The sequence below is a fragment of the Pseudomonas sp. P9_31 genome, from assembly GCF_034008235.1.
In the GTDB taxonomy this organism is placed as follows: Bacteria; Pseudomonadota; Gammaproteobacteria; order Pseudomonadales; family Pseudomonadaceae; genus Aquipseudomonas.
This window is the reverse complement of sequence record NZ_CP125375.1, coordinates 1188269-1210890: the sequence shown is the minus strand read 5'-3', so window position 1 is coordinate 1210890 and position 22622 is coordinate 1188269. Positions and strand designations below refer to the sequence as shown.

General features: G+C 56.8%; 17 protein-coding genes, 2 tRNA genes and 3 rRNA genes. 9 read left to right on the top strand and 13 right to left on the bottom strand.

The window, feature by feature from the left end; translation table 11 throughout:
• Nucleotides 1-5: 5 nt before the first annotated feature.
• The 6 genes from QMK51_RS05575 to QMK51_RS05550 all read right to left on the bottom strand — a co-directional run bounded on the left by QMK51_RS05575 (nt 6) and on the right by QMK51_RS05550 (nt 6136).
• Entirely contained in the window at nt 6-671 is a 666-nt protein-coding gene (locus QMK51_RS05575; protein WP_320393375.1) for a M24 family metallopeptidase, read from the bottom strand.
• Nucleotides 672-864: 193 nt separating this feature from the next.
• A 5S ribosomal RNA gene (rrf, locus tag QMK51_RS05570) occupies nt 865-980 on the bottom strand.
• A gap of 140 nt (nt 981-1120) precedes the next feature.
• A 23S ribosomal RNA gene (locus QMK51_RS05565) occupies nt 1121-4012 on the bottom strand.
• A gap of 236 nt (nt 4013-4248) precedes the next feature.
• Nucleotides 4249-4324 (bottom strand) — tRNA-Ala (locus QMK51_RS05560).
• A 33-nt stretch (nt 4325-4357) separates the two neighbouring features.
• Nucleotides 4358-4434: transfer RNA gene (locus QMK51_RS05555), tRNA-Ile, on the bottom strand.
• A gap of 163 nt (nt 4435-4597) precedes the next feature.
• A 16S ribosomal RNA gene (locus QMK51_RS05550) occupies nt 4598-6136 on the bottom strand.
• The 16S, 23S and 5S rRNA genes sit together here with 2 tRNA genes alongside, the layout of an rRNA operon.
• 498 nt (nt 6137-6634) lie before the next feature.
• On the opposite strand from QMK51_RS05550, the gene QMK51_RS05545 reads away from it, so the two are divergent.
• Both QMK51_RS05545 and QMK51_RS05540 read left to right on the top strand, forming a co-directional pair.
• Nucleotides 6635-8572 carry an alkaline phosphatase D family protein gene (locus tag QMK51_RS05545; RefSeq protein ID WP_320393374.1) on the top strand — a complete coding sequence of 646 codons (1938 nt, stop codon included), beginning with the start codon at nt 6635-6637 and terminating at the stop codon, nt 8570-8572.
• A gap of 16 nt (nt 8573-8588) precedes the next feature.
• The gene (locus tag QMK51_RS05540) at nt 8589-9116 is read left to right on the top strand and encodes an adenylate kinase (RefSeq protein WP_258699177.1); all 528 of its coding nucleotides are present in this window, start codon (nt 8589-8591) and stop codon (nt 9114-9116) included.
• An 88-nt stretch (nt 9117-9204) separates the two neighbouring features.
• Here QMK51_RS05540 and QMK51_RS05535 read toward each other — a convergent pair whose 3' ends face one another.
• Nucleotides 9205-10380, bottom strand: coding sequence for an aspartate aminotransferase family protein (locus QMK51_RS05535; protein ID WP_320393373.1), 1176 nt, complete (start codon nt 10378-10380; stop codon nt 9205-9207).
• A gap of 102 nt (nt 10381-10482) precedes the next feature.
• Between QMK51_RS05535 and QMK51_RS05530 the strand changes: the two genes are divergently transcribed.
• Both QMK51_RS05530 and QMK51_RS05525 read left to right on the top strand, forming a co-directional pair.
• Complete coding sequence (locus QMK51_RS05530) at nt 10483-11388, top strand: LysR family transcriptional regulator (RefSeq protein WP_320393372.1); 906 nt, start codon at nt 10483-10485, stop codon at nt 11386-11388.
• Between the two features lie 75 nt (nt 11389-11463).
• Nucleotides 11464-12477, top strand: coding sequence for a sensor domain-containing diguanylate cyclase (locus QMK51_RS05525; RefSeq protein ID WP_258699174.1), 1014 nt, complete (start codon nt 11464-11466; stop codon nt 12475-12477).
• Nucleotides 12478-12504: 27 nt separating this feature from the next.
• On the opposite strand, the gene msrA is transcribed toward QMK51_RS05525, so the two are convergent.
• The 3 genes from msrA to msrB are packed head-to-tail and all read right to left on the bottom strand — an operon-like array spanning nt 12505 to nt 15608.
• Complete coding sequence (gene msrA / locus QMK51_RS05520; protein ID WP_320393371.1) at nt 12505-13212, bottom strand: peptide-methionine (S)-S-oxide reductase MsrA; 708 nt, start codon at nt 13210-13212, stop codon at nt 12505-12507.
• Between the two features lie 28 nt (nt 13213-13240).
• The gene (locus QMK51_RS05515; RefSeq protein WP_320393370.1) at nt 13241-15049 is read right to left on the bottom strand and encodes a cytochrome c biogenesis protein DipZ; all 1809 of its coding nucleotides are present in this window, start codon (nt 15047-15049) and stop codon (nt 13241-13243) included.
• A gap of 43 nt (nt 15050-15092) precedes the next feature.
• Nucleotides 15093-15608 carry a peptide-methionine (R)-S-oxide reductase MsrB gene (gene msrB, locus QMK51_RS05510; RefSeq protein WP_258699171.1) on the bottom strand — a complete coding sequence of 172 codons (516 nt, stop codon included), beginning with the start codon at nt 15606-15608 and terminating at the stop codon, nt 15093-15095.
• 153 nt (nt 15609-15761) lie between these two features.
• Here msrB and QMK51_RS05505 point away from each other — a divergent pair, with 153 nt between their 5' ends.
• The 5 genes from QMK51_RS05505 to QMK51_RS05485 all read left to right on the top strand — a co-directional run bounded on the left by QMK51_RS05505 (nt 15762) and on the right by QMK51_RS05485 (nt 20704).
• Nucleotides 15762-16478 carry a response regulator transcription factor gene (locus QMK51_RS05505; protein ID WP_258699170.1) on the top strand — a complete coding sequence of 239 codons (717 nt, stop codon included), beginning with the start codon at nt 15762-15764 and terminating at the stop codon, nt 16476-16478.
• On the top strand, nt 16475-18013 hold the full coding sequence (locus tag QMK51_RS05500) for a HAMP domain-containing sensor histidine kinase (RefSeq protein ID WP_320393369.1): 1539 nt from the start codon (nt 16475-16477) through the stop codon (nt 18011-18013). Before QMK51_RS05505 ends, QMK51_RS05500 begins: the two co-directional genes overlap by 4 nt.
• Before the next feature lie 67 nt (nt 18014-18080).
• A complete protein-coding gene (locus tag QMK51_RS05495) occupies nt 18081-18596 on the top strand; it encodes a hypothetical protein (RefSeq protein ID WP_320393368.1) in 516 nt (171 codons plus the stop codon).
• Nucleotides 18597-18731: 135 nt separating this feature from the next.
• Nucleotides 18732-19436: a hypothetical protein gene (locus tag QMK51_RS05490; protein WP_258699167.1), complete on the top strand. Its 705-nt coding sequence runs from the start codon at nt 18732-18734 to the stop codon at nt 19434-19436.
• Nucleotides 19437-20425: 989 nt separating this feature from the next.
• Nucleotides 20426-20704 (top strand): DUF3077 domain-containing protein, encoded by a 279-nt coding sequence (locus QMK51_RS05485; protein WP_320393367.1) that lies wholly within the window; start codon nt 20426-20428, stop codon nt 20702-20704.
• A 56-nt stretch (nt 20705-20760) separates the two neighbouring features.
• Here the strand turns inward: QMK51_RS05485 and cyoE are convergent, their stop codons facing one another.
• Genes cyoE through QMK51_RS05470 form a run of 3 tightly spaced genes read right to left on the bottom strand, consistent with a single transcriptional unit; the run spans nt 20761 to nt 22622 of the window.
• Nucleotides 20761-21648: a heme o synthase gene (cyoE, locus tag QMK51_RS05480; RefSeq protein ID WP_007941628.1), complete on the bottom strand. Its 888-nt coding sequence runs from the start codon at nt 21646-21648 to the stop codon at nt 20761-20763.
• A gap of 11 nt (nt 21649-21659) precedes the next feature.
• Nucleotides 21660-21995, bottom strand: coding sequence for a cytochrome o ubiquinol oxidase subunit IV (gene cyoD / locus QMK51_RS05475; protein WP_096481055.1), 336 nt, complete (start codon nt 21993-21995; stop codon nt 21660-21662).
• Nucleotides 21996-22622 carry a cytochrome o ubiquinol oxidase subunit III gene (locus tag QMK51_RS05470; protein ID WP_019582330.1) on the bottom strand — a complete coding sequence of 209 codons (627 nt, stop codon included), beginning with the start codon at nt 22620-22622 and terminating at the stop codon, nt 21996-21998.

Here is a 22622-nt window from a genome sequence, read left to right as displayed (position 1 = left end):
CTCGATCAGATGAGCAAGTCTTCGTAGAACGCGCCGAAAGGACGTTCAGGGTGGGCGATCTGGATTTCCAGAATCCACAGGCCGGTCGTCGGGTATTTGTCTAAATCCCCGAGGTCACCACCACGGTGAATGGCATGAGGGAAATCGCTGACTCTGTGGCCTTTGATGCCCAGGTTGAGCTTCCACCCCATAGCTTGCGCCTGGTCGGCCGCATAGCTGTAAAGCTCCATGCCGGAAACCCGCTCGCTACGCCAAAAGCCTTCGACTCGATTGAAAAGCTCCTGGGCGGCTGCGGCACAGGCGATCATTTCCGGGTCGGAACCGGTGGTGAAAGTCGCCCCGGCATCACCTTCATGCCCTTGCCAGACCGCGCCCATGTCGATGAAGAAAATGTCTTCGGCACCCAGTTCAGGATCGCCATCGGAGCGCTGTTTGAACGTCTTGAGTGTATTGGCTCCAAAGCGAATCAGCAGTGGGTGCCAAATGCGATCCATGCCAAGTTCCGACAGAATCTGTTTACCCCGCGCCTGGGCCTCGGACTCGCGAATGCCGGGCGAAATAACCCGGGCAATCTGTTCGATGGCCTTCCAGGTCATCTGCTGTGCATGGCGCATCGTTTCCAGCGTGTAACGCTCGCCTACCGCTTCTTTACCGCTCAGGGCCGTTGTCATCGATCATTCCTTTTGTACGAAAGCACAGCTTTTTCGCTATATAGTTTTATATATTGCGATATTCGATAAAAAAGATATAGCCATGATTCAAGCTTCAATCCACCGCCATGACGCCTGAACGAGTCCTGTGAACTTTCCTGCGGGCAAAACAAAACCCCTACCTGCATACGCAGATAGGGGTTTCGGAATTTAATCTTGACGATGACCTACTCTCACATGGGGAAACCCCACACTACCATCGGCGATGCATCGTTTCACTGCTGAGTTCGGGATGGGATCAGGTGGTTCCAATGCTCTATGGTCGTCAAGAAATTCGGGTACCGAACCGTCTTTCGACGCTTCAGCAAATTGGGTATGCGATAGTTTGTGTGTTTTACTCGAACTTTCGGTTCATTGCGTCTTCACACACCGCAATCTGGCTCTTTAAGCGCAAATTGCTTGGGTGTTATATGGTCAAGCCTCACGGGCAATTAGTATTGGTTAGCTCAACGCCTCACAGCGCTTACACACCCAACCTATCAACGTCGTAGTCTTCGACGGCCCTTCAGGGGACTCAAGGTCCCAGTGAGATCTCATCTTGAGGCTAGTTTCCCGCTTAGATGCTTTCAGCGGTTATCTATTCCGAACATAGCTACCCGGCAATGCCACTGGCGTGACAACCGGAACACCAGAGGTTCGTCCACTCCGGTCCTCTCGTACTAGGAGCAGCCCCTCTCAAATCTCAAACGTCCACGGCAGATAGGGACCGAACTGTCTCACGACGTTCTAAACCCAGCTCGCGTACCACTTTAAATGGCGAACAGCCATACCCTTGGGACCGGCTTCAGCCCCAGGATGTGATGAGCCGACATCGAGGTGCCAAACACCGCCGTCGATATGAACTCTTGGGCGGTATCAGCCTGTTATCCCCGGAGTACCTTTTATCCGTTGAGCGATGGCCCTTCCATACAGAACCACCGGATCACTAAGACCTACTTTCGTACCTGCTCGACGTGTCTGTCTCGCAGTCAAGCGCGCTTTTGCCTTTATACTCTACGACCGATTTCCGACCGGTCTGAGCGCACCTTCGTACTCCTCCGTTACTCTTTAGGAGGAGACCGCCCCAGTCAAACTACCCACCATACACTGTCCTCGATCCGGATAACGGACCTGAGTTAGAACCTCAAAGTTGCCAGGGTGGTATTTCAAGGATGGCTCCACGCGAACTGGCGTCCACGCTTCAAAGCCTCCCACCTATCCTACACAAGCAAATTCAAAGTCCAGTGCAAAGCTATAGTAAAGGTTCACGGGGTCTTTCCGTCTAGCCGCGGATACACTGCATCTTCACAGCGATTTCAATTTCACTGAGTCTCGGGTGGAGACAGCGCCGCCATCGTTACGCCATTCGTGCAGGTCGGAACTTACCCGACAAGGAATTTCGCTACCTTAGGACCGTTATAGTTACGGCCGCCGTTTACCGGGGCTTCGATCAAGAGCTTCGCGTTAGCTAACCCCATCAATTAACCTTCCGGCACCGGGCAGGCGTCACACCCTATACGTCCACTTTCGTGTTTGCAGAGTGCTGTGTTTTTAATAAACAGTCGCAGCGGCCTGGTATCTTCGACCGGCGTGGGCTTACGGAGCAAGTCCTTCACCCTCACCGGCGCACCTTCTCCCGAAGTTACGGTGCCATTTTGCCTAGTTCCTTCACCCGAGTTCTCTCAAGCGCCTTGGTATTCTCTACCCAACCACCTGTGTCGGTTTGGGGTACGGTTCCTGGTTACCTGAAGCTTAGAAGCTTTTCTTGGAAGCATGGCATCAACCACTTCGTGTTCTAAAAGAACACTCGTCATCAGCTCTCGGCCTTGGAATCCCGGATTTACCTAAGATTCCAGCCTACCACCTTAAACTTGGACAACCAACGCCAAGCTGGCCTAGCCTTCTCCGTCCCTCCATCGCAATAACCAGAAGTACAGGAATATTAACCTGTTTTCCATCGACTACGCTTTTCAGCCTCGCCTTAGGGACCGACTAACCCTGCGTCGATTAACGTTGCGCAGGAAACCTTGGTCTTTCGGCGTGGGTGTTTTTCACACCCATTGTCGTTACTCATGTCAGCATTCGCACTTCTGATACCTCCAGCAAGCTTCTCAACTCACCTTCACAGGCTTACAGAACGCTCCTCTACCGCATCACCTAAGTGATACCCGTAGCTTCGGTGTATGGTTTGAGCCCCGTTACATCTTCCGCGCAGGCCGACTCGACTAGTGAGCTATTACGCTTTCTTTAAAGGGTGGCTGCTTCTAAGCCAACCTCCTAGCTGTCTAAGCCTTCCCACATCGTTTCCCACTTAACCATAACTTTGGGACCTTAGCTGACGGTCTGGGTTGTTTCCCTTTTCACGACGGACGTTAGCACCCGCCGTGTGTCTCCCATGCTCGGCACTTGTAGGTATTCGGAGTTTGCATCGGTTTGGTAAGTCGGGATGACCCCCTAGCCGAAACAGTGCTCTACCCCCTACAGTGATACATGAGGCGCTACCTAAATAGCTTTCGAGGAGAACCAGCTATCTCCGAGCTTGATTAGCCTTTCACTCCGATCCACAGGTCATCCGCTAACTTTTCAACGGTAGTCGGTTCGGTCCTCCAGTCAGTGTTACCTAACCTTCAACCTGCCCATGGATAGATCGCCCGGTTTCGGGTCTATTCCCAGCGACTAGACGCCCTATTAAGACTCGCTTTCGCTACGCCTCCCCTATTCGGTTAAGCTCGCCACTGAAAATAAGTCGCTGACCCATTATACAAAAGGTACGCAGTCACCCAACAAAGTGGGCTCCCACTGCTTGTACGCATACGGTTTCAGGATCTATTTCACTCCCCTCTCCGGGGTTCTTTTCGCCTTTCCCTCACGGTACTAGTTCACTATCGGTCAGTCAGTAGTATTTAGCCTTGGAGGATGGTCCCCCCATATTCAGACAAAGTTTCTCGTGCTCCGTCCTACTCGATTTCATGACTAAGAGATTTTCGCGTACAGGGCTATCACCCACTATGGCCGCACTTTCCAGAGCGTTCCGCTAATCTCAAAGCCACTTAAGGGCTGGTCCCCGTTCGCTCGCCACTACTAAGGGAATCTCGGTTGATTTCTTTTCCTCAGGGTACTTAGATGTTTCAGTTCCCCTGGTTCGCTTCTTAAGCCTATGTATTCAGCTTAAGATACCTAACTTATGTTAGGTGGGTTCCCCCATTCAGACATCTCCGGATCAAAGTCTGTTTGCCGACTCCCCGAAGCTTTTCGCAGGCTACCACGTCTTTCATCGCCTCTGACTGCCAAGGCATCCACCGTATGCGCTTCTTCACTTGACCATATAACCCCAAGCAATCTGGTTATACTGTGAAGACGACATTCGCCGAAAATTCGCGATTAAACTCACAAATTTTACCTTAGCCTGATCCGTTACCAGTGAAAGTAACGTTCAGTCTATCTTTCTATCACATACCCAAATTTTTAAAGAACGATCTAGCCAAAGACTAGAAATCAACATTCACCATCATCACGATGGAATGCTCATTTCTAAGCTTTCAACAAACAGAAGCAGTAGTGGTGGAGCCAAACGGGATCGAACCGTTGACCTCCTGCGTGCAAGGCAGGCGCTCTCCCAGCTGAGCTATGGCCCCGTATTTCTACAGGCGTTCCCACACAAGCAAAATTGGTGGGTCTGGGCAGATTCGAACTGCCGACCTCACCCTTATCAGGGGTGCGCTCTAACCAACTGAGCTACAGACCCAATTTCGAGCTACTAAGGCCGACCTCACCCTGCTCTTTACCACACAGCATGGGGTGCGCTCTAACCAACACAGCTACAACCTGATACAGGCTGCTTCTTATCGTCTTCTTCAATGAATCAAGCAATTCGTGTGGGAACTTATGGAGCAGCTGATGTCGTCGATTAAGGAGGTGATCCAGCCGCAGGTTCCCCTACGGCTACCTTGTTACGACTTCACCCCAGTCATGAATCACACCGTGGTAACCGTCCTCCCGAAGGTTAGACTAGCTACTTCTGGTGCAACCCACTCCCATGGTGTGACGGGCGGTGTGTACAAGGCCCGGGAACGTATTCACCGCGACATTCTGATTCGCGATTACTAGCGATTCCGACTTCACGCAGTCGAGTTGCAGACTGCGATCCGGACTACGATCGGTTTTATGGGATTAGCTCCACCTCGCGGCTTGGCAACCCTCTGTACCGACCATTGTAGCACGTGTGTAGCCCAGGCCGTAAGGGCCATGATGACTTGACGTCATCCCCACCTTCCTCCGGTTTGTCACCGGCAGTCTCCTTAGAGTGCCCACCATTACGTGCTGGTAACTAAGGACAAGGGTTGCGCTCGTTACGGGACTTAACCCAACATCTCACGACACGAGCTGACGACAGCCATGCAGCACCTGTCTCAATGTTCCCGAAGGCACCAATCCATCTCTGGAAAGTTCATTGGATGTCAAGGCCTGGTAAGGTTCTTCGCGTTGCTTCGAATTAAACCACATGCTCCACCGCTTGTGCGGGCCCCCGTCAATTCATTTGAGTTTTAACCTTGCGGCCGTACTCCCCAGGCGGTCAACTTAATGCGTTAGCTGCGCCACTAAGAGCTCAAGGCTCCCAACGGCTAGTTGACATCGTTTACGGCGTGGACTACCAGGGTATCTAATCCTGTTTGCTCCCCACGCTTTCGCACCTCAGTGTCAGTATCAGTCCAGGTGGTCGCCTTCGCCACTGGTGTTCCTTCCTATATCTACGCATTTCACCGCTACACAGGAAATTCCACCACCCTCTACCATACTCTAGCTCGACAGTTTTGAATGCAGTTCCCAGGTTGAGCCCGGGGATTTCACATCCAACTTAACGAACCACCTACGCGCGCTTTACGCCCAGTAATTCCGATTAACGCTTGCACCCTCTGTATTACCGCGGCTGCTGGCACAGAGTTAGCCGGTGCTTATTCTGTCGGTAACGTCAAAACAATTACGTATTAGGTAACTGCCCTTCCTCCCAACTTAAAGTGCTTTACAATCCGAAGACCTTCTTCACACACGCGGCATGGCTGGATCAGGCTTTCGCCCATTGTCCAATATTCCCCACTGCTGCCTCCCGTAGGAGTCTGGACCGTGTCTCAGTTCCAGTGTGACTGATCATCCTCTCAGACCAGTTACGGATCGTCGCCTTGGTGAGCCATTACCTCACCAACTAGCTAATCCGACCTAGGCTCATCTGATAGCGCAAGGCCCGAAGGTCCCCTGCTTTCTCCCGTAGGACGTATGCGGTATTAGCGTCCGTTTCCGAGCGTTATCCCCCACTACCAGGCAGATTCCTAGGCATTACTCACCCGTCCGCCGCTCGCCACCAGGTACAAGTACCCGTGCTGCCGCTCGACTTGCATGTGTTAGGCCTGCCGCCAGCGTTCAATCTGAGCCATGATCAAACTCTTCAGTTCAAACATCTTTGGGTTTTTAAGAAACCCTAAACTTGGCTCAGCAATCGTTGGTTACATCTTTGATTTCTCGCGGAGTAACTTGTGATGCTGATAATCTTGTTGACTATCAGTCTGACTCCACAAGCACCCACACGAATTGCTTGATTCAGTTGTTAAAGAGCGATTGGTTAAGATCTTTCGTCTCAACCGAGGCGCGCATTCTACAGCAGCCTCTGTTGCTGTCAAGCAGTAAATTTCAAATTTTCTTCATGAAATTCAGCTACTTGCCGCTAACTCAGTTTCAAACTCCTCGTTAGCGGGAGGCGAATAATACAGTATTTTATTTGGTGGTCAACCACCTACTGTAATTATTTTCCCCTAGCCCAGGTAGCCTAGACCGAGTACCGACTTCTGCCTCATGAGCAGCCCTGGCTTTGCTTGCATTACCCGTCGACAAACCCGCCCTCTTCACCAGCTGCGCTATGATCGCGCCCCTCTGCGCCAAGAGTCTTGAACTGGATGTCCATGTCTTTGCCACTAACTAACGCTCGTCAATCGCTGCCCCCCGCCCTCGTCGGCCCGCTATTGCGGCGCCTGGAACCTACGCGACTGGTGCTCTGGCTGGTGGGATCACGTGCGCTGACGCTGACGCTGCGCCTGCAAGGCATCGATATCCGCCTCAGTGCGGATCAATGCACGATCATTCCCGTCGGCACTCATGCCTTTGTTCATTTAATAGATGTGCCACTGAACACCGCCCTGCCCTGTGACACGTTGATCGAGTACGACCTGCTGATCACCGAGGCGGATGGCGCTCAGTCCGGCATCGCCGAGTGGGCACCTCATCTACTATATGGCGAAGCGCGTTGCCCGAATTTCGTGTTGCGCTCGGGGATCGATCAGCTGCTGCATGGCTCCTGCCGTAAACCTCACCATCCGGCGGCCGATGGCTTGCTGTGCGTCGACCGGTTGCTCGCGTCCGAGCCGGATGCTTGCAAGCGCCCCGCGCTATTAATGATGAGCGGTGATCAAGTGTATGCGGATGATGTCGCGGGGCCGATGTTGCGGGCGATTCACGCCCTGATCGAGCGCCTGGGGCTGTTCGACGAATATCTCGACGGTGCGGTGGTCAGCGACAGCGCCAAACTCTACGAACACCCAGCCAGTTACTACCATCGTGCGGATTTGTTACCGGCGCTTGAGAGCAACGAAACCCTGCGTGAACGATTTTTCGGCGGGGCGCGTAAGCCGATTTTCACCAGCAGCAGCGCCGACAACCATCTAGTGACCTTCGCCGAAGTCATGGCCATGTACCTGCTGGTGTGGTCGCCAACGTCCTGGACACTGATCGCGCCACAACCACCGACACTGACGCCCGAACAACGCAAACGTTATGCCCTGGAACAGACCCGCATCGTTGGGTTCAAGGCAGGGCTGGAGGGTGTCGGGCGGGCGATGGCGCATCTGCCGTGCCTGATGATTTTTGACGACCACGATATTACCGATGACTGGAATCTTTCCGCGCAATGGGAGGAAACGGCTTACGGCCAGCCGTTCTCCAAGCGCATCATCGGCAACGCGCTGCTTGCTTATATGCTGTGCCAGGGTTGGGGCAACAACCCGGACGTGTTTGGTGACCTGCTGGAAAAAACTCGTTTATTGAGCACCACAGGGCAGGATCATTACTTCGACAGCGACGTCCAGGACAGTTTGATCGATGAGCTGCTGAGCTTTCAAAAGTGGCATTACGTACTGCCCACTCGCCCCGCACTGGTGGTGCTCGACACTCGCACCCGGCGCTGGCGCAGTGAGATGAATCTCAAGCAGCCGTCGGGCCTGCTGGACTGGGAGGCCCTCAGTGAGTTGCAACAGGATTTGCTCGACCACCCCTCGGCAATCATCGTTTCGCCGGCGCCGATCTTCGGCGTCAAACTGATCGAAACCGTGCAGCGGGTGTTCAGCTGGTGCGGTTATCCACTGCTGGTCGACGCCGAAAACTGGATGGCCCATCGCGGCGCGGCCCAGGTGATCCTGAACATTTTCCGACACTCCCGCACACCCGGTAACTACGTGGTGCTGTCCGGTGATGTGCATTATTCCTTCGTCTACGAAGTATTGATCCGACACCGCAAGGCCGGCCCGCGCATTTGGCAGATCACCAGCAGCGGCATAAAAAACGAATTCCCGCCTGCCCTGCTCGAATGGTTCGACCGCCTCAACCGTTGGCTCTACTCGCCCCGTTCGCCACTCAACTGGCTGACTAAGCGCCGGCGCATGCGCATTGTTCCGCACATTCCCGAACACGCTGAAGCAGGCGAACGGCTGTGGAATTCGGCAGGAATCGGCCAAGTGTTCTTCAATGAAAAGGGCCAGCCGCAGGATATTTATCAATTCAATGCGGATGGATCGCCGAAGACGCGGATGGTTGCGCCTGACATTTGCGAAGCGCCTGACTGACTTTGCCTGAGTTGCCATGAGCAATCATTACCCGCACTCCATGAACCTCTCCCGCACCCTGATCATCGGCAACTCTGGCTCGGGCAAGAGTTGGCTGGCCAAACGACTGGCCGAGCACTTGCAAGTGCCCTGGACTGATCTCGACCTGATTCACTGGGTATCCGACGAACACAGCATCGCCCGTCCCCGTGCCGAAGCATTGGGAATGGCGCGGGTGGCGGCGAGCGAAGAGCGCTGGGTTATCGAGGGTGTTTACGACTGGATGCTCAGCGAACTTGTGGAGCAAGCAACAGCGATGATCTGGCTGTGCGTGGAGGACGAAGACTGCGTGAACAACATTCGCCAGCGAGAAGCGATGCGGGACGACAGTGACGAGTTGCTGATAGCGTTACTGGAATGGGCCGGCAGCTACCGTACTCGCGAAGGAGCCAGTGGATTTGCCGCGCATCAGCGTTTGTTTGAAGCGTTCATCGGTTGGAAACTTCAACTGATGAACCGGGCTGAAGTCTCGGCTTTCATCAGTGCGATGCAACAAACCGACTGATCGCCCCCACCATCCTATACGAGACACCGATCCTGTAGGAGCAGCCCGCGGCAGCTCCTACGGGGGAACGGCGTACATCCAGGAGAAGTCAGACCGCGCTCACCGCCCGGCAAACCCCTCTGACAATCATCTCCACTTCCCGCTCATCAATTGTCAGCGGTGGCAACAGGCGAATGGTCTTGCCCCGTGTCACGTTGATCAGCAAGCCGTGATCCCGTGCGGCAATCAGGGTCAGGTCGCGGATCGGTTGGATGAGTTCGATACCGATCATCAAGCCCTGGCCACGGACCGCCAGGACATTCGGGTCGTCGGCCAATTCGATGCGCAATCTGGCAAGCAGACGCTCACCCTGAAGTCTGGCGTTTTCCAACAGGCCTTGTTCCTCGATGATCTCCAACACGGTGCAACCCACCCGGCACGCCAGCGGATTGCCGCCGAACGTGCTGCCATGACTGCCGGGCGTGAACAAATTCGCGGCTCTGCCCCGAGCCAGACAGGCACCAATGGGCACTCCATTGCCCAGGCCTTTGGCCAGAGTCATGACATCCGGAACGATGCCTTCGTGCTGGAAGGCAAACCACTGGCCGGTACGGCCGATGCCGGTCTGGATTTCGTCAAGCATCATTAACCAGGCGCGCCGGTCGCAGAGTTCGCGCACCGCTTTGAGATAACCGGGCGGCGCCACTTGCACACCGCTTTCGCCCTGAATCGGTTCCATCAGTATCGCTACGATGCGCGGGCCGTGGGCTTTCTGCGCCTTCTTCAGGGCGGCGAGGTCGCCGAACGGCACTTTGATGAAATCCCCCGGCAATTCGTTAAACCCCAGGCGCACCGCCGGGCCATCGCTGGCCGACAAGGTGCCGAGGGTCCGGCCGTGGAAAGCATTCTCCATGACCACTACCAGCGGCTGCTCGATGCCTTTGTGCCAGCCGTAAAGCCGCGCAAGTTTCAGCGCGGTTTCATTGGCTTCGGCGCCGGAGTTGTTGAAGAACGCCCGCTCCATGCCCGACAGTTGAACCAGTTTCTGCGCCAGCCGCTGTTGCCAGTCGATGCTGTACATATTGGAGGTGTGCAGCAGCAGGCCGGCCTGTTCGCTGATGGCCGACACGATTCGCGGGTGGGAATGGCCAACGTTGGTCACCGCCACCCCCGCCACCGCATCCAGGTATTCACGACCGGCCTGGTCCCACAGGCGCGTGCCCAGGCCTTTACTGAAACTCAGGGCCAAGGGTTGGTAAGTGCTCATCAGGCAGGTGGCGGTCATGACATCAAGCTCCATCAATAGTCGGTGTTTTTGCAGTATGGTTAGCCACCTGAGCTGGATAAACATTGCAACACTTCAATCATTTTAAAGCTGGGCTTGATAATGGATTTATTCCAGGCAATGACCGTTTACGTAAAGGTGGTGGAAGCCGGCAGCATGACCGCCGCCGCTTTGCAGTGCGAAATGTCCACGACCATGGTCGGCAATCACCTGCGGGCTCTGGAGCAACGACTGGGTGTGCGCCTGCTCAACCGTACGACACGGCGTCAACGTTTGACGGAATTCGGCACGGCGTACTATCAGCGGTGTCTCGAAGTGCTGGGGCTGGTGGCCGATTCCGAACGCCTGGCCGAACAGACCCTCGACGAACCGAGCGGCACTCTGCGCATCACCGCGCCGCTGACCTTCGGCACCGAACGACTGGCGCCAGCCTTAAGCGAGTTCACCCTGCGCTGTCCGCAAGTCAAACTCGACGTCGTTTTGACCAACCAGCGCCTGGACTTGCTCGACAACGGTTTCGACGTGGCGATTCGTCTGGGCACTACCGAGCTGTCCAACATGATTTCTCGCCCGCTCATCGACTACACGATGACCCTGTGCGCATCGAAGGATTACCTGGAGCGTCGAGGCACACCGGAAAAACCCGTCGACCTGCAACACCATGACTGCCTGGCTTTCGCCTACCCCGCCGGAGATGACTGGCACTCGGTAGCCAAACAATGGCGTCTGAAGGGCCCCGAAGGTGAAGTCATGGTGGCGGTCAGTGGGCCGATGCTGATCAACAGCTCGGCGGGGCTGCATCAAGCGGCGCGAACCGGCATGGGCATCGTGATGGTGCCCGATGCGTTAGTGGAGCAGGACCTTCGGGACGGAAAACTGGTGGCCTTGATGCAGGACTACCAACTACCAAGTCGGCCGATGAACCTGGTGTACGCCCAGGACCGCTACCGTTTGCCGAAATTGCGCAGCTTCGTCGACTTTGCACTGCAGTGGTGGGGCAAGCACTAGCCGGGGCAATACACCATGAATTAATCTCCCCGACTGACGAGTCACGTTGATATCAGGACGGCAGGGAGACCGATGATGGGTGAGGCATCGAATATCGAGCCGTTGAAGTTCGATCTGTCAAATTTTAACGAAGACATGCTGCACACCATTCTGGAACTGGTCAGCGATGGTATCTGGGACTGGAACGCCAACACCGGGTTCGTCTACCGCAACCCCGGGTGGTACGAGATGCTTGGCTATACGCCTCACTCCCTGGATAACAACGTGTTGACCTGGGAAAACGTGATCCACCCCGACGATTATTCGCGGGTCATGGCGTTGTTTGATGACTACCTGGATCAGCGCGCTCCCGGTTATCAGGCCGAGTATCGCTGCCGCATGCGCGATGGCACTTACACCTGGATCGAAGATCGCGGCTACGTGCTGGCACGTAATGCCGACGGTTCGGTGGCGCGAATGGTCGGCGCGCATCGCAGCATCGAAGACAAGAAACGCCTGTTCGAAGAAATGGAGCGGCGCAATCAATCCCTCGAAGCCATCGTCGAAGAACGCACCCGAGAGTTGTCCCGGGTCAATCAGCAGTTACAGATTCAACTCGAAGAAAATCGCAAACTGGCGGAAACCGATGTACTGACCGCCATCGCCAATCGCTATCGTCTGGAAAAAGCCCTGCCCCAGGAATGCGATCGCGCCCAACGCTTTCGTCAGCCTCTGTCACTGATCGCCATGGACATCGATGACTTCAAAAACATCAACGATCACTACGGCCACGCCCTGGGTGATGCGGCGTTGGTGCAGGTGATCGAGAGCGTGAAACACTGCGTGCGCGAAGGCGATCTGTTGGCGCGTTGGGGTGGTGACGAATTCATCCTGATCCTGCCCAATACCTCGTTGGCCGACGCCAGGTCACTCGCTGAAAGAATCCGTCATGGCCTGGCGAGCCTGCTGCCGGTCGGGGACTATCAAGTGACCATGAGTTTTGGCGTGGTGCAACGCTTTGAAGAAGAACAACAGACCGGGTTGCTGGCCAGGGCTGATCAGGCGTTGTATCGGTCGAAAATCGCGGGCAAGAATCTGATTTCGGGGTGAGGCGACTCCGTCCTGTCAGCCACCTGCCTACATGCCCGCTTTCACCAACACTGGTTTTTCCTGATACCGATCCGGATACAGTTGCTTCAACTGCGACACTTTCGGCAGGTCATTGATCACGATGTAGGGGTACGTCGGATGCTCGGCCAGGAAGTCCTGGTGCTCCTCCTCCGCCGGGTAGAAACCGTTGTAGCTTTCCAGCTTGGTGACAATCGGTTTATTGAACGCGTGGGCAGCGTCGAGCTGGGTGATGTAGGCCTGGGCGACGCGTTGCTGCCCGGTGCTTTTCGGGAATAGCGCCGACCGATACTGAGTGCCGCTGTCCGGGCCCTGACGGTTGAGTTCGGTGGGGGTGTGGGCCACCGAAAAATAGATCTGCAACAAGGTTCCGTAACTGACCTGAGCGGGATCGAAGGTCACTTCGACGGCCTCCGCATGGCCAGTGTCCCCCTCGCTGACCCGCTCGTATTGAGCGGTGTTGGCTGCGCCACCGGCATAACCGGAAACCGCATTCTTCACCCCTTTGACATGCTGGAACACGCCTTGGACGCCCCAGAAGCAACCGCCGGCAAAAACCGCCGTTTCGCTGTGCGCCTGGGTGGTTTCGTCGAGCGTCGGCGCAGGAACGATGACCGCCTCTTCGACGCCTGCGAAAGAGAACGCAGAGCACTGACCGATAACGCCAGCGGCGGCCAGACCCAGCAAGGTGCGACGCCAGTTGAATGGAGTTTTCATGGGCTGTCTCCTGAATGAATGGGGGCTATCAACCAAACGTGAATGCATACGCCGACACACCGGGATCGAGAAACTCGATGCTGAATGTCCGCTCCGTTACGCCTGCGGTCTGGCGTACCAGTTGATACAACCGCTGCTCGGTGACGCTGCCGCTGCCATCGGGCGCGACGTCGATACCGTGGGCATCTCCGGGGGGCTTTCCATCGATCAACACTTTGAAGCGTACCGGTTTACCGTCAGCACCGGGGCCCAACACCAAGTGCAAATCGCGAGCGTGAAAGCGATAAACGATGCGACTGGCCGGCGCGCTTGAGACGGCCCGCTCCGGACCGACAGTCCATTGGCCGTCCAGGCTCCAGTCATTGAGGGTCAGTTGTGAAGGTGGGCTATAGACCGCCACCTTGTCCGGCACCAGGCCGGCTTCAGGGGCGAAATGCTCCGCCCGCCGGTAGCCGACATAGGTTTCGGGCGATTGCACTTCATTCATGTCCGGGGCGAGTTGAACACCCTGGGCATTGGCATTGATCAGTCCGTCCGCGACTTTCACGGCGCCTGCCTCACGCAGCAGTTGCTGAATCACTCGCTCCGATTCGGCGTACTCGCCTTCACCGAAGTGGTGATAACGAATGCGCCCCTGAGCATCGGCAAAGTAGTGAGCCGGCCAGTATTGATTGTTGAAAGCACGCCAGATCCTGTAGTCGTTATCGATTGCCACCGGGTAGGTGATGCCCAGGCCCTTCATGGCGCTGGTGACATTGCCGACATCCCGTTCGAAGGCAAACTCGGGCGCATGGACACCGATCACCACCAAACCCTGATCACGATACTTCTCGGCCCAGGCCTTCACATACGGCAGGGTGCGCAGGCAGTTGATGCAGGAGTAAGTCCAGAAATCCACCAGCACAACCTTGCCCTTCAACGCCTGGGCGGTGAGTGGGGGCGAGTTGAGCCATTGCACAGCGCCGTCCAGCGATGGAAGGTTGCCCTCAATCGGCAGTGCACTCGGCGCCTTCGCGGTCACTTTCATCGCGTCGCCAGCGGCCATCATGCTGCCGGCGGGTTGATCGCCGGCCCGTGGAGTCTGCGCCATCATCGTTCCGCTGTTGGCGGGTGTCTTACTGGCCAACCGGTTAACCAGCACCTGTTCGATACCACCGGTGGACGCCGTCGAAACCCGCGCCAGAATCCCGGTATCCAGCCCCAGGGCAATCGCCACCACACCGACCAGCATCGCTGCACCCAGGCCACGACGTAGCCATTCGCCTGCGCCTATCGAGCGCTTCATCGCGGCGAAGACTTTACCGCCCAGCAGCAGTGCCGCGGCGAGAGAAGTTGCGGCACCGGCCGCGTAAGCCAGTAACAACAGGGTGGTCGCGATGCTTGCCCCTTGCAGCGCCGCGCCGGTCAGCAGTAAACCCAGAATCGGCCCGGCGCAGGGTGCCCAGAGCAGGCCCGTGGCGACGCCGATCAGGAATGAAGCGCCGGGACGCGGCCGGGCATCGGCGCCAGCGACTTCCGACAGCCGACCGCCGGCCGCCACCAATGGACGCGTCAGGCGTTCGGCCACCCGCGGCAGCAACAGCGTCAACCCGAACAGTGCAACGAACAGCAACGCGAGCCAGCGACCGTACTGATTGACTTGCACCACCCAACCGCCGCCCACCGCCGCCAACGAGGCGACGAGCGCGAAGGTCAGCGCCATCCCCGCCAGCAACGGCAAGCCACTCTTCATAAACGGCTGCCCGGTGCGAGCGAAGACAAAGGGCAATACCGGCAAAATGCACGGGCTGACAATCGTCAGCACACCACCGAGATAAGCGAGGACCAGAAGCCACATAACGTCGACCTGCATGAAGTGAGTGAAAGGAAGTGCCCATGAATCACGCCTGTGGCTTGAAGGTCAGCGCCAGGCCGTTCATGCAGTAACGCAGACCGGTGGGCTTTGGCCCGTCCTCGAAAACATGCCCCAGATGACCGCCGCAACGACGACAGTGCACCTCTTCGCGCAATACACCGAAGGAGCGGTCCTGTCGGGTGGCCACCGCGTTGTCCAGGGGAACCCAAAAACTCGGCCAGCCGGTACGACTGTCGAACTTGGTGTCGGAAGAAAACAACGACAGATCACAACCGGCGCAGGCAAAAACGCCCTTGCGGTGCTCGTTGTTCAGCGGGCTGCTATAGGCCCGTTCGGTGCCCTCTTCGCGCAGTATTTCGTACTGCTCGGCGCTGAGCAGGGCGCGCCATTCGCTGTCGCTGTGAGTCACCTCGAAAACCTCCTGTGCGCGGGCTTCATCGACCAACGCGACGCTTGCGGAAAATTTTGGCAATACACCAATCACCAGGGCTGCAGCCCCTAGCCCGCCGCTTGCTACGAGAAACTGTCGCCGTGAAAACATGGGCCTTCTCCAAAATTCCAGGTGCCTTGCATGGAACACAGCCTAGGCTTGAGTTGATCGCCAAATCCTCACGAGGAGTTAAACAATTCGTGATAACTCAGCCTCAGGAAAACCCGCACAATGTGTTCATTGCGTCACAAAGGATCGAGCTCCATGGAACAGACCAAACGCGTCCTGGTGGTCGAGGACGACCTGCATATCGCCGACCTTATCTGCCTGCATCTTCGCGATGAGCAGTTCGAGGTGGTGCACTGCGCCGACGGCGATGAGGGCATGCGACTGCTGCAGCAAGGAAGCTGGGACGCACTGATCCTCGACCTGATGCTGCCTGGCGTCGACGGCCTGGAAATCTGCCGCCGTGCCCGGGCCATGGCCCGCTACACCCCGATCATCATCACCAGTGCGCGCTCCAGCGAAGTCCATCGGATTCTGGGGCTGGAGCTGGGCGCCGACGATTACCTGGCCAAACCCTTTTCCATGCTCGAGCTGGTGGCACGGGTCAAGGCACTGCTGCGACGGGTCGACGCCATGGCCCGCAACCTGAAAATGGATGCCGGCAGCCTGATCAGCGATGGCCTGTCCATCGACCCGATCACCCGTGAAGTCTCCCTCGACGGCCGGCGTCTTGACCTCACGCCACGGGAGTTCGACCTGCTGTACTTCTTCGTCCGCCAGCCCGGCAAGGTCTTCTCGCGCATGGACCTGCTCAATGCGGTATGGGGCTACAGTCACGAAGGCTACGAACATACGGTCAACACCCACATCAACCGCTTGCGGGCGAAGATTGAGGGCGATCCGGCGCAACCGGCGCGCATCCTCACGGTGTGGGGTCGTGGCTACAAATTCGCAGCAAGCGGAGAGCAGCCATGAGGCTGACCCTGACTCAACGCCTGTCCCTGGTGTTCGCCGTACTGTTGCTGGTGTGCTGCGGCACCTCGGTATGGATGCAGGTGCGTTCCAACCAGATGCATGAACTGGAAGTGGTGCAGGGGTTGTCGCGGGATCTGGCGCAACACATCGCCCACGACACCGTACTGATGGACCGCAATGGCCCGATGCCCAATGCCGTGCGTGAATTGTTCAGCCAGCTGATGCTGGTCAACCCCAGTGTCGAGGTCTATCTGTTGGACACCGCAGGCCGAATTGTCGGCAGCGCCGCGCCCGAGGGCCGGATACGCCGGGAGCAGGTCGATCTGGCGCCGATCCAGCGTTTGCTCAAAGGCGAGGCCCTGCCGATTCTCGGCGACGATCCGCGCAGCGCCGATGGCAGCAAGGTGTTCAGCGCCGCGCCATTGCGGGTCAACGGTCAACCGGCAGGTTATCTCTATGTGGTGTTGCTCAGTGAAGAACACGACCGTTTCGCCGAACGCGGCGCCACCAGCGCAGCGCTCAATACCGCTTTGTTGTCCATTGGACTGGTGGCGTTGCTGTGCCTGATTGCAGGCCTTACGGCATTTGCTCTGATCACCCGGCCATTGCGCCGCTTGACCGAGAAAGTCAGCCGGTTCGATATCAATGGCGTTCCGTCGGCGCCGCCCGCCTCGCCCGAGCCAGAGCCAGAGCCAGAGCCGGTAGAAAAAGCCGCCAGCCACGATGAAATTGCCATACTCGACGCCGCCTTCCGGCAGATGCAAGCGCGCCTCGGCGAACAATGGCGCTCGCTGACCCGTCAGGATCAGGAGCGTCGTGAACTGGTGGCGAACATCTCCCACGACCTGCGCACACCGCTGGCCTCGCTGCATGGTTACCTGGAAACCCTGTCGCTCAAGGACGCCACGTTGTCCCCCGCCGACCGCCGCCGCTATCTGGGAATCGCCCTGGATCAAAGCCGCAAGGTCGGCGGCCTGGCCCAATCACTGCTGGAACTGGTGCGGCTGGAACACGGTTTCGTGCAACCGGTGCTGGAGCGCTTCTCCCTGACCGATCTGGTGCAGGACATCTTTCAGAAATTCGAACTCAGCGCCGAAGCGCGCCAGGTCGAGCTCAAGGCCACCTTCGCCCCCAACGTCTCGGCGGCCTGCGCAGATCTGGGATTGATCGAGCGGGTGCTGACCAACCTGTTCGACAATGCGCTGCGTCATACGCCTCAAGGTGGAGAGATCGAGCTGAGCCTCCGCCCTCAGGGGGCTTTTATCGAAGTGACCGTGAGCGACACCGGTCCCGGCATCACCCCCGAGTTGCGCGAAAGTCTGTTCCTGCGTCCGTTCAACATTGGCGGCGCCAGGCGCGATGGCGGACTGGGGCTGCGGATCGTGCATCGGATCCTGCAATTGCACGGTCGCGAGATCGAACTGATCGATGTGCCCGGACGCGGCGCGACCTTTCGCTTCTCGTTACCGGTGGATGAGCAGACCGCCGAGCAATGGGCTGTTCGGTCGACGAATCCGAACGCAATGAGGAAATAGTCGACCACTTTGGCCATAGCAACGGCTATTATCCCGGCCTTCATTTTTCGGCAAGGAACGCTGCGCAATGCTCATCACCCTGCAAAACATCCCGCTGTGGGTTTACGTGTTTTTTTTGGTGTTGTGTTACTTCGGGATCAAAGCGCTTTATCCGACCCATGAAAGCAAAGCCGCATTACTTGTCACTCCGCCGGCCCTGCTGGCATGGTCACTGTTTTCACTGAACCTCACGCTGAACCCTCAGCTCTCGCTGGGTTGCTGGTTGATCACGTTTCTGCTGGGCAGCCTCGCGGCGCTGGTGTTTTTTTCGCGCAAGGGCGTGGAGCTGGATGATCCGGAAACCGGGCTGATCGTGCCTGGCAGTTGGAAGACGCTGGTGCTCTGCCAGCTGTTTTTTGCTGTGAACTTTTACTTCGGCTATCAGGACGACGTGCATCCGGAACAGGCTGCTACGTTTGAGGTGCTGCTGTTCGAGGCTTCGGCGTCGGGATTTGTCTATGGATTGATCTGCGGACGGTCGCTGAAATTTTATCGGCTGTTGCTGGAGCTTCAGGCGCAACGTCCCAAAATGGCTGCAGGTTAAAAGGCCCTCGCCAAAAATGCTGACCAGCCGCCTGTTCATCCGTGACAACGCAGCCTCGGTCCAATAGATTAGGCGGCCTGAAAAGGCCTCGTGCTTTCTCGCCTCAATCCAAGTTAAAGAAGTAGTGAAATTTCAATGTCCGATTCCAATACCGCTGAATCCGTAGTCACCTTGTCGTCCAAAGCGGAATACGAAAACTCCATCAATCTTTCACAACACGTGCCACAGGCCAAGACCATCAGCGAGATGGTTCTGGACGCTTTTCAATCCACCCGGGAAAGCGACCAGATCCGCGAACTGCGCACCGCGATTCGCCAGGCTCACGACAGCTTCGATGACGATAAAGCCTACGAACTGATGGGCGAACTCAAGCAATTGAAAGACGCCGAAGCGGCCGACATTGCCGCCCTGGAAGACCTGAGCAGCAAATTCCCGATCAGCCGCATTCTGTCGAGCTTCAAGGATGACCCGGCGTTCCAGGAAATCGTCTATGGCTTGGCGCTGAAGGTACTGAACCAGACTCACCAAGCCATCAGCAACCCGAGCAGCGGCAAGAGCAAAGCGGCTCGCGCCAAGAAAGAAGTCGAAGTGTTCACCATCAGCAAGGACGGCATCAGTGTCACCCTGCCCCTGCGCACCCCGCGCTCGCGCCTGAACGTTGACCGTGAAGCGCTGGAGTTCCTGGGCTTCACTTTCGTCGGCGAAGGCGAGGAAGCGGAACTGGAAAGCGAAACGTTCCTGGACAATGCCGGGGCCGAACAAGCGGTCAACCGCAAGAACATCATCACCGCGCTTCAGCAACAAACCGCGTTCGACGGCTATAGCATCGCCGCGCAGTAACGCTAAACGTTGCACATAAAAATCCCCGCCATCAGAGCGGGGATTTTTATTGCCTGTACGCCCGGGATTGGCACTCGATTCAGGTGCTGCGCGCCATCTCTAACGTAAGCATCACACCTGCCCAGTTTGCAACGGCTAGCGTCGTTGGTCGATCCCGCTATCATGCAGGGCGTAGATCACGAGTGTAGATAACGCCATGCCAAGATTGTCATTCGCCGTCAGGATTTTGTTCGCATGCTGCCTTTTCATCGCAACCGCTAATCACATCCGTGCAGACGTTTCGCATGGATTGCTCTGGGACTATGGATATGGACCTAGCGCTTACTTGGCTAGCCGTATTTTCTGGGGGGCACTTACGTTTTTTGACCCGCTTGCCGCACTGCTACTTTTCATCAAGCCAAGAGCCGGAATCGTGCTTACGGTAGCGATTATTTTGGTCGACGTAACCCATAACACCTTTTACGTCGCATTGAAGCAGCAGTGGCTGGAGCCGTTCTACCTGTCCCAGGTAGCTTTCCTTATCGTAGTATTCCTACTCTCACCCATCGCTTGGAATGGCCCTATTCGGGACGTAGCGCTCACCAGTCCAGTTCGACTGTGATTCGCTCCATTTATGAGGTAGGAGCTCTTCGATCTCATGCGCCTGCGCCAATCACGAACTTAGATCCCCAATAATACCTACCTCAACCGTCAGATTGGACGAGAAACATGCCGTCCGCACCATCGGAGGCTGAATCGGAAGGTGTGCTGCCCGGACTCTCAAGCCGCACACAAAATCTTACACAGGCCAGTACGTCGCTACGATTGTGCACCCTACACTGCCCGCTAACCTCAAACAGTCGCTGCCAAATCAGCGACCGGGCCTGAGAACTCGAACAGATGCAGGAACCAATCGGAGTTCTCCAGATGCACACCAGCAATCCGTTCAAAATTTATGCTTCTGCCCCTCCGGTCATAACTCACCAGCTCCCAACTACCGAAGGTGCCCAATGACCAACCCCCAAGACCTGAAAACCATCGGCCTCACCCACTTCTCCCTCCACACCAACGAACCCTTGTTCCGCATCAACGCCGGAGCCCCGTTGATCGAAGCACTCTCCCACGCCACCGACTTGCTCCATGTCGCCAAACTGCTCGCATCAGATGCGGCGATGGTTCGCGACACAGACCGACCTGCCTGGGCCTCGCATTATTTGCAGGATATGAGTAAGGCGATCGTCGATGACGTGGTGAAGGTGCTCGACGCACCGTGTAACAACCGCACATGAACGAAAAGCCCCGCGCTTCTCTCGAAGGCGGGGCTTTTCTTTACAGCATCCGAAGCTTAAGGCGCGTAAGTCAGCAACAGCTCACTCGGCACTTTAAAATCCAGCGACATCATCACGCTCAAAGCAGTAATGGTGAAGATCGAGAACACGAACAGCTTGCGTGCCCAGACCGTGTCATCCACTGCCTTGTAGCCGGTCCAGGCCATGTACAACCAGTACATGCCCATGGCCGCGGCGACGGCGAGGTAGCTCATGCCGGCGTAGCCGCTGAAGGTCAGCATCAAGGTCGCCACGAGGAAGGCCAGGATGTAGAGCAGGATGTGTTTCTTGGCCACTTCAATGCCGCGCTTCACTGGCAGCACCGGAATCGATGCGGCCAGGTAATCGTTGAAGCGGAAGATCGCGATGGCGTAGGAATGCGGCATCTGCCACAGGCTGAACATCACCAGCAACGTCAGTGCGGCCATGTCGAAGTTATTGCTGACCGCGACGTAACCGATCACCGGCGGCATCGCCCCCGACAGACTGCCCACCAGCGTGCCGTGAACCGACTTGCGCTTGAGGTACAGGCTGTAGAAGCCGACGTAGATGACAAAACCGATCACCGCGAACAGCGCGGCCAACGGGTTGGCCACCTTGTACAGCAACGCAACGCCGGCAACACCGAGGACGGTCGCATAAGCCAGGGCCAGTTTCAGGGAGATCAAGCCCTGGACCAGCACCCGGTTCTTGGTGCGTTCCATCTTCAGGTCGATGTCGCGGTCGATGCAGTTGTTGAACACGCAACCGGAAGCCACCACCAGGGACGTGCCGATCATCGCGGCCAGGAAAATGGCCAGATCGACATGCCCTTTGGAGGCCAGGAAAAATCCGCCTGCCACAGAAAGCACGTTACCGAAAATGATCCCCGGTTTGGTGATTTGGATAAAGTGCTTAAAGGACATCCGGACTTTCCTCAGTGCGCCATCATGTTGGTGTGGATGCTGAACATGATCCACAGCGACAGGCCTACCAACAGGACAATCACGATCGCGGCAAACACAAACGCAATCACGTTGTTACGCTGCGCCGCCGAACGGTCCAGGTGGAGGAAGTACACCAGGTGCACCAGCACCTGGATGACTGCGAAGGCCAGTACGATCCAGAGAGTCATGGCTTTAGGCAGCGACGGGTACATCACTAGGCCGAAAGGAATGACGGTCAGGATCACCGACAGAATGAAACCGATAGCGTAGGACTTGACGCTGCCGTGGCCGGCGTCGTGGCTATCGTGGGAATGAGCGTTAGCCATTTACATAGTCCCCATCAGATAAACAACGGTGAATACGCAGATCCATACCACGTCCAGGAAGTGCCAGAACAGGCTCAGGCAGCTTAGACGGGTCTTGTTGGTCGCCGTCAGGCCGTTTTTCTGCACCTGGTACATCATGATCGCCATCCAGATCAGACCGCTGGTCACGTGCAGACCGTGGGTACCGACCAGGGTGAAGAACCCGGACAGGAAGCCGCTGCGGCTAGGACCGAAGCCCTCGGAGATCAGCATGTGGAACTCGTTGACCTCCATGCCGATGAAGCCCGCGCCGAACAGGAAGGTCAGGGCCAGCCAGCCCAGTACCTGGTTCTTCTTGCCCTTGAACAGCGCCAGCATGGCGAAGCCGTAGGTGATCGAACTGAACAGCAGCAGAGCGGTTTCGCCCAGTACGTATGGCAGCTCGAAGATGTCGTGGCCCGACGGGCCACCCGCTACGTTGTTAACCAGTACCGCGTACGCCGCGAAGATCGACGCAAACAGAATGCAGTCGGTCATCAGGTAGAGCCAGAAACCGAATACGGTCATCTCGCCCGAGTCGTGGTGATGGTCATCATGCCCATGTCCATCGACATGGGTGTGTCCAGCATTGGTCACTAAGTTCGACAT

What these genes read in the sequence shown, in the direction of transcription:
- QMK51_RS05575 (WP_320393375.1), bottom strand. Translation starts at nt 671, where the DNA reads ATGACAACGGCCCTGAGCGGTAAAGAAGCGGTAGGCGAGCGTTACACG.
- QMK51_RS05545 (WP_320393374.1), top strand. Translation starts at nt 6,635, where the DNA reads ATGTCCATGTCTTTGCCACTAACTAACGCTCGTCAATCGCTGCCCCCC.
- QMK51_RS05540 (WP_258699177.1), top strand. Translation starts at nt 8,589, where the DNA reads ATGAGCAATCATTACCCGCACTCCATGAACCTCTCCCGCACCCTGATC.
- QMK51_RS05535 (WP_320393373.1), bottom strand. Translation starts at nt 10,380, where the DNA reads ATGACCGCCACCTGCCTGATGAGCACTTACCAACCCTTGGCCCTGAGT.
- QMK51_RS05530 (WP_320393372.1), top strand. Translation starts at nt 10,483, where the DNA reads ATGGATTTATTCCAGGCAATGACCGTTTACGTAAAGGTGGTGGAAGCC.
- QMK51_RS05525 (WP_258699174.1), top strand. Translation starts at nt 11,464, where the DNA reads ATGGGTGAGGCATCGAATATCGAGCCGTTGAAGTTCGATCTGTCAAAT.
- msrA (WP_320393371.1), bottom strand. Translation starts at nt 13,212, where the DNA reads ATGAAAACTCCATTCAACTGGCGTCGCACCTTGCTGGGTCTGGCCGCC.
- QMK51_RS05515 (WP_320393370.1), bottom strand. Translation starts at nt 15,049, where the DNA reads ATGTGGCTTCTGGTCCTCGCTTATCTCGGTGGTGTGCTGACGATTGTC.
- msrB (WP_258699171.1), bottom strand. Translation starts at nt 15,608, where the DNA reads ATGTTTTCACGGCGACAGTTTCTCGTAGCAAGCGGCGGGCTAGGGGCT.
- QMK51_RS05505 (WP_258699170.1), top strand. Translation starts at nt 15,762, where the DNA reads ATGGAACAGACCAAACGCGTCCTGGTGGTCGAGGACGACCTGCATATC.
- QMK51_RS05500 (WP_320393369.1), top strand. Translation starts at nt 16,475, where the DNA reads ATGAGGCTGACCCTGACTCAACGCCTGTCCCTGGTGTTCGCCGTACTG.
- QMK51_RS05495 (WP_320393368.1), top strand. Translation starts at nt 18,081, where the DNA reads ATGCTCATCACCCTGCAAAACATCCCGCTGTGGGTTTACGTGTTTTTT.
- QMK51_RS05490 (WP_258699167.1), top strand. Translation starts at nt 18,732, where the DNA reads ATGTCCGATTCCAATACCGCTGAATCCGTAGTCACCTTGTCGTCCAAA.
- QMK51_RS05485 (WP_320393367.1), top strand. Translation starts at nt 20,426, where the DNA reads ATGACCAACCCCCAAGACCTGAAAACCATCGGCCTCACCCACTTCTCC.
- cyoE (WP_007941628.1), bottom strand. Translation starts at nt 21,648, where the DNA reads ATGTCCTTTAAGCACTTTATCCAAATCACCAAACCGGGGATCATTTTC.
- cyoD (WP_096481055.1), bottom strand. Translation starts at nt 21,995, where the DNA reads ATGGCTAACGCTCATTCCCACGATAGCCACGACGCCGGCCACGGCAGC.
- QMK51_RS05470 (WP_019582330.1), bottom strand. Translation starts at nt 22,622, where the DNA reads ATGTCGAACTTAGTGACCAATGCTGGACACACCCATGTCGATGGACAT.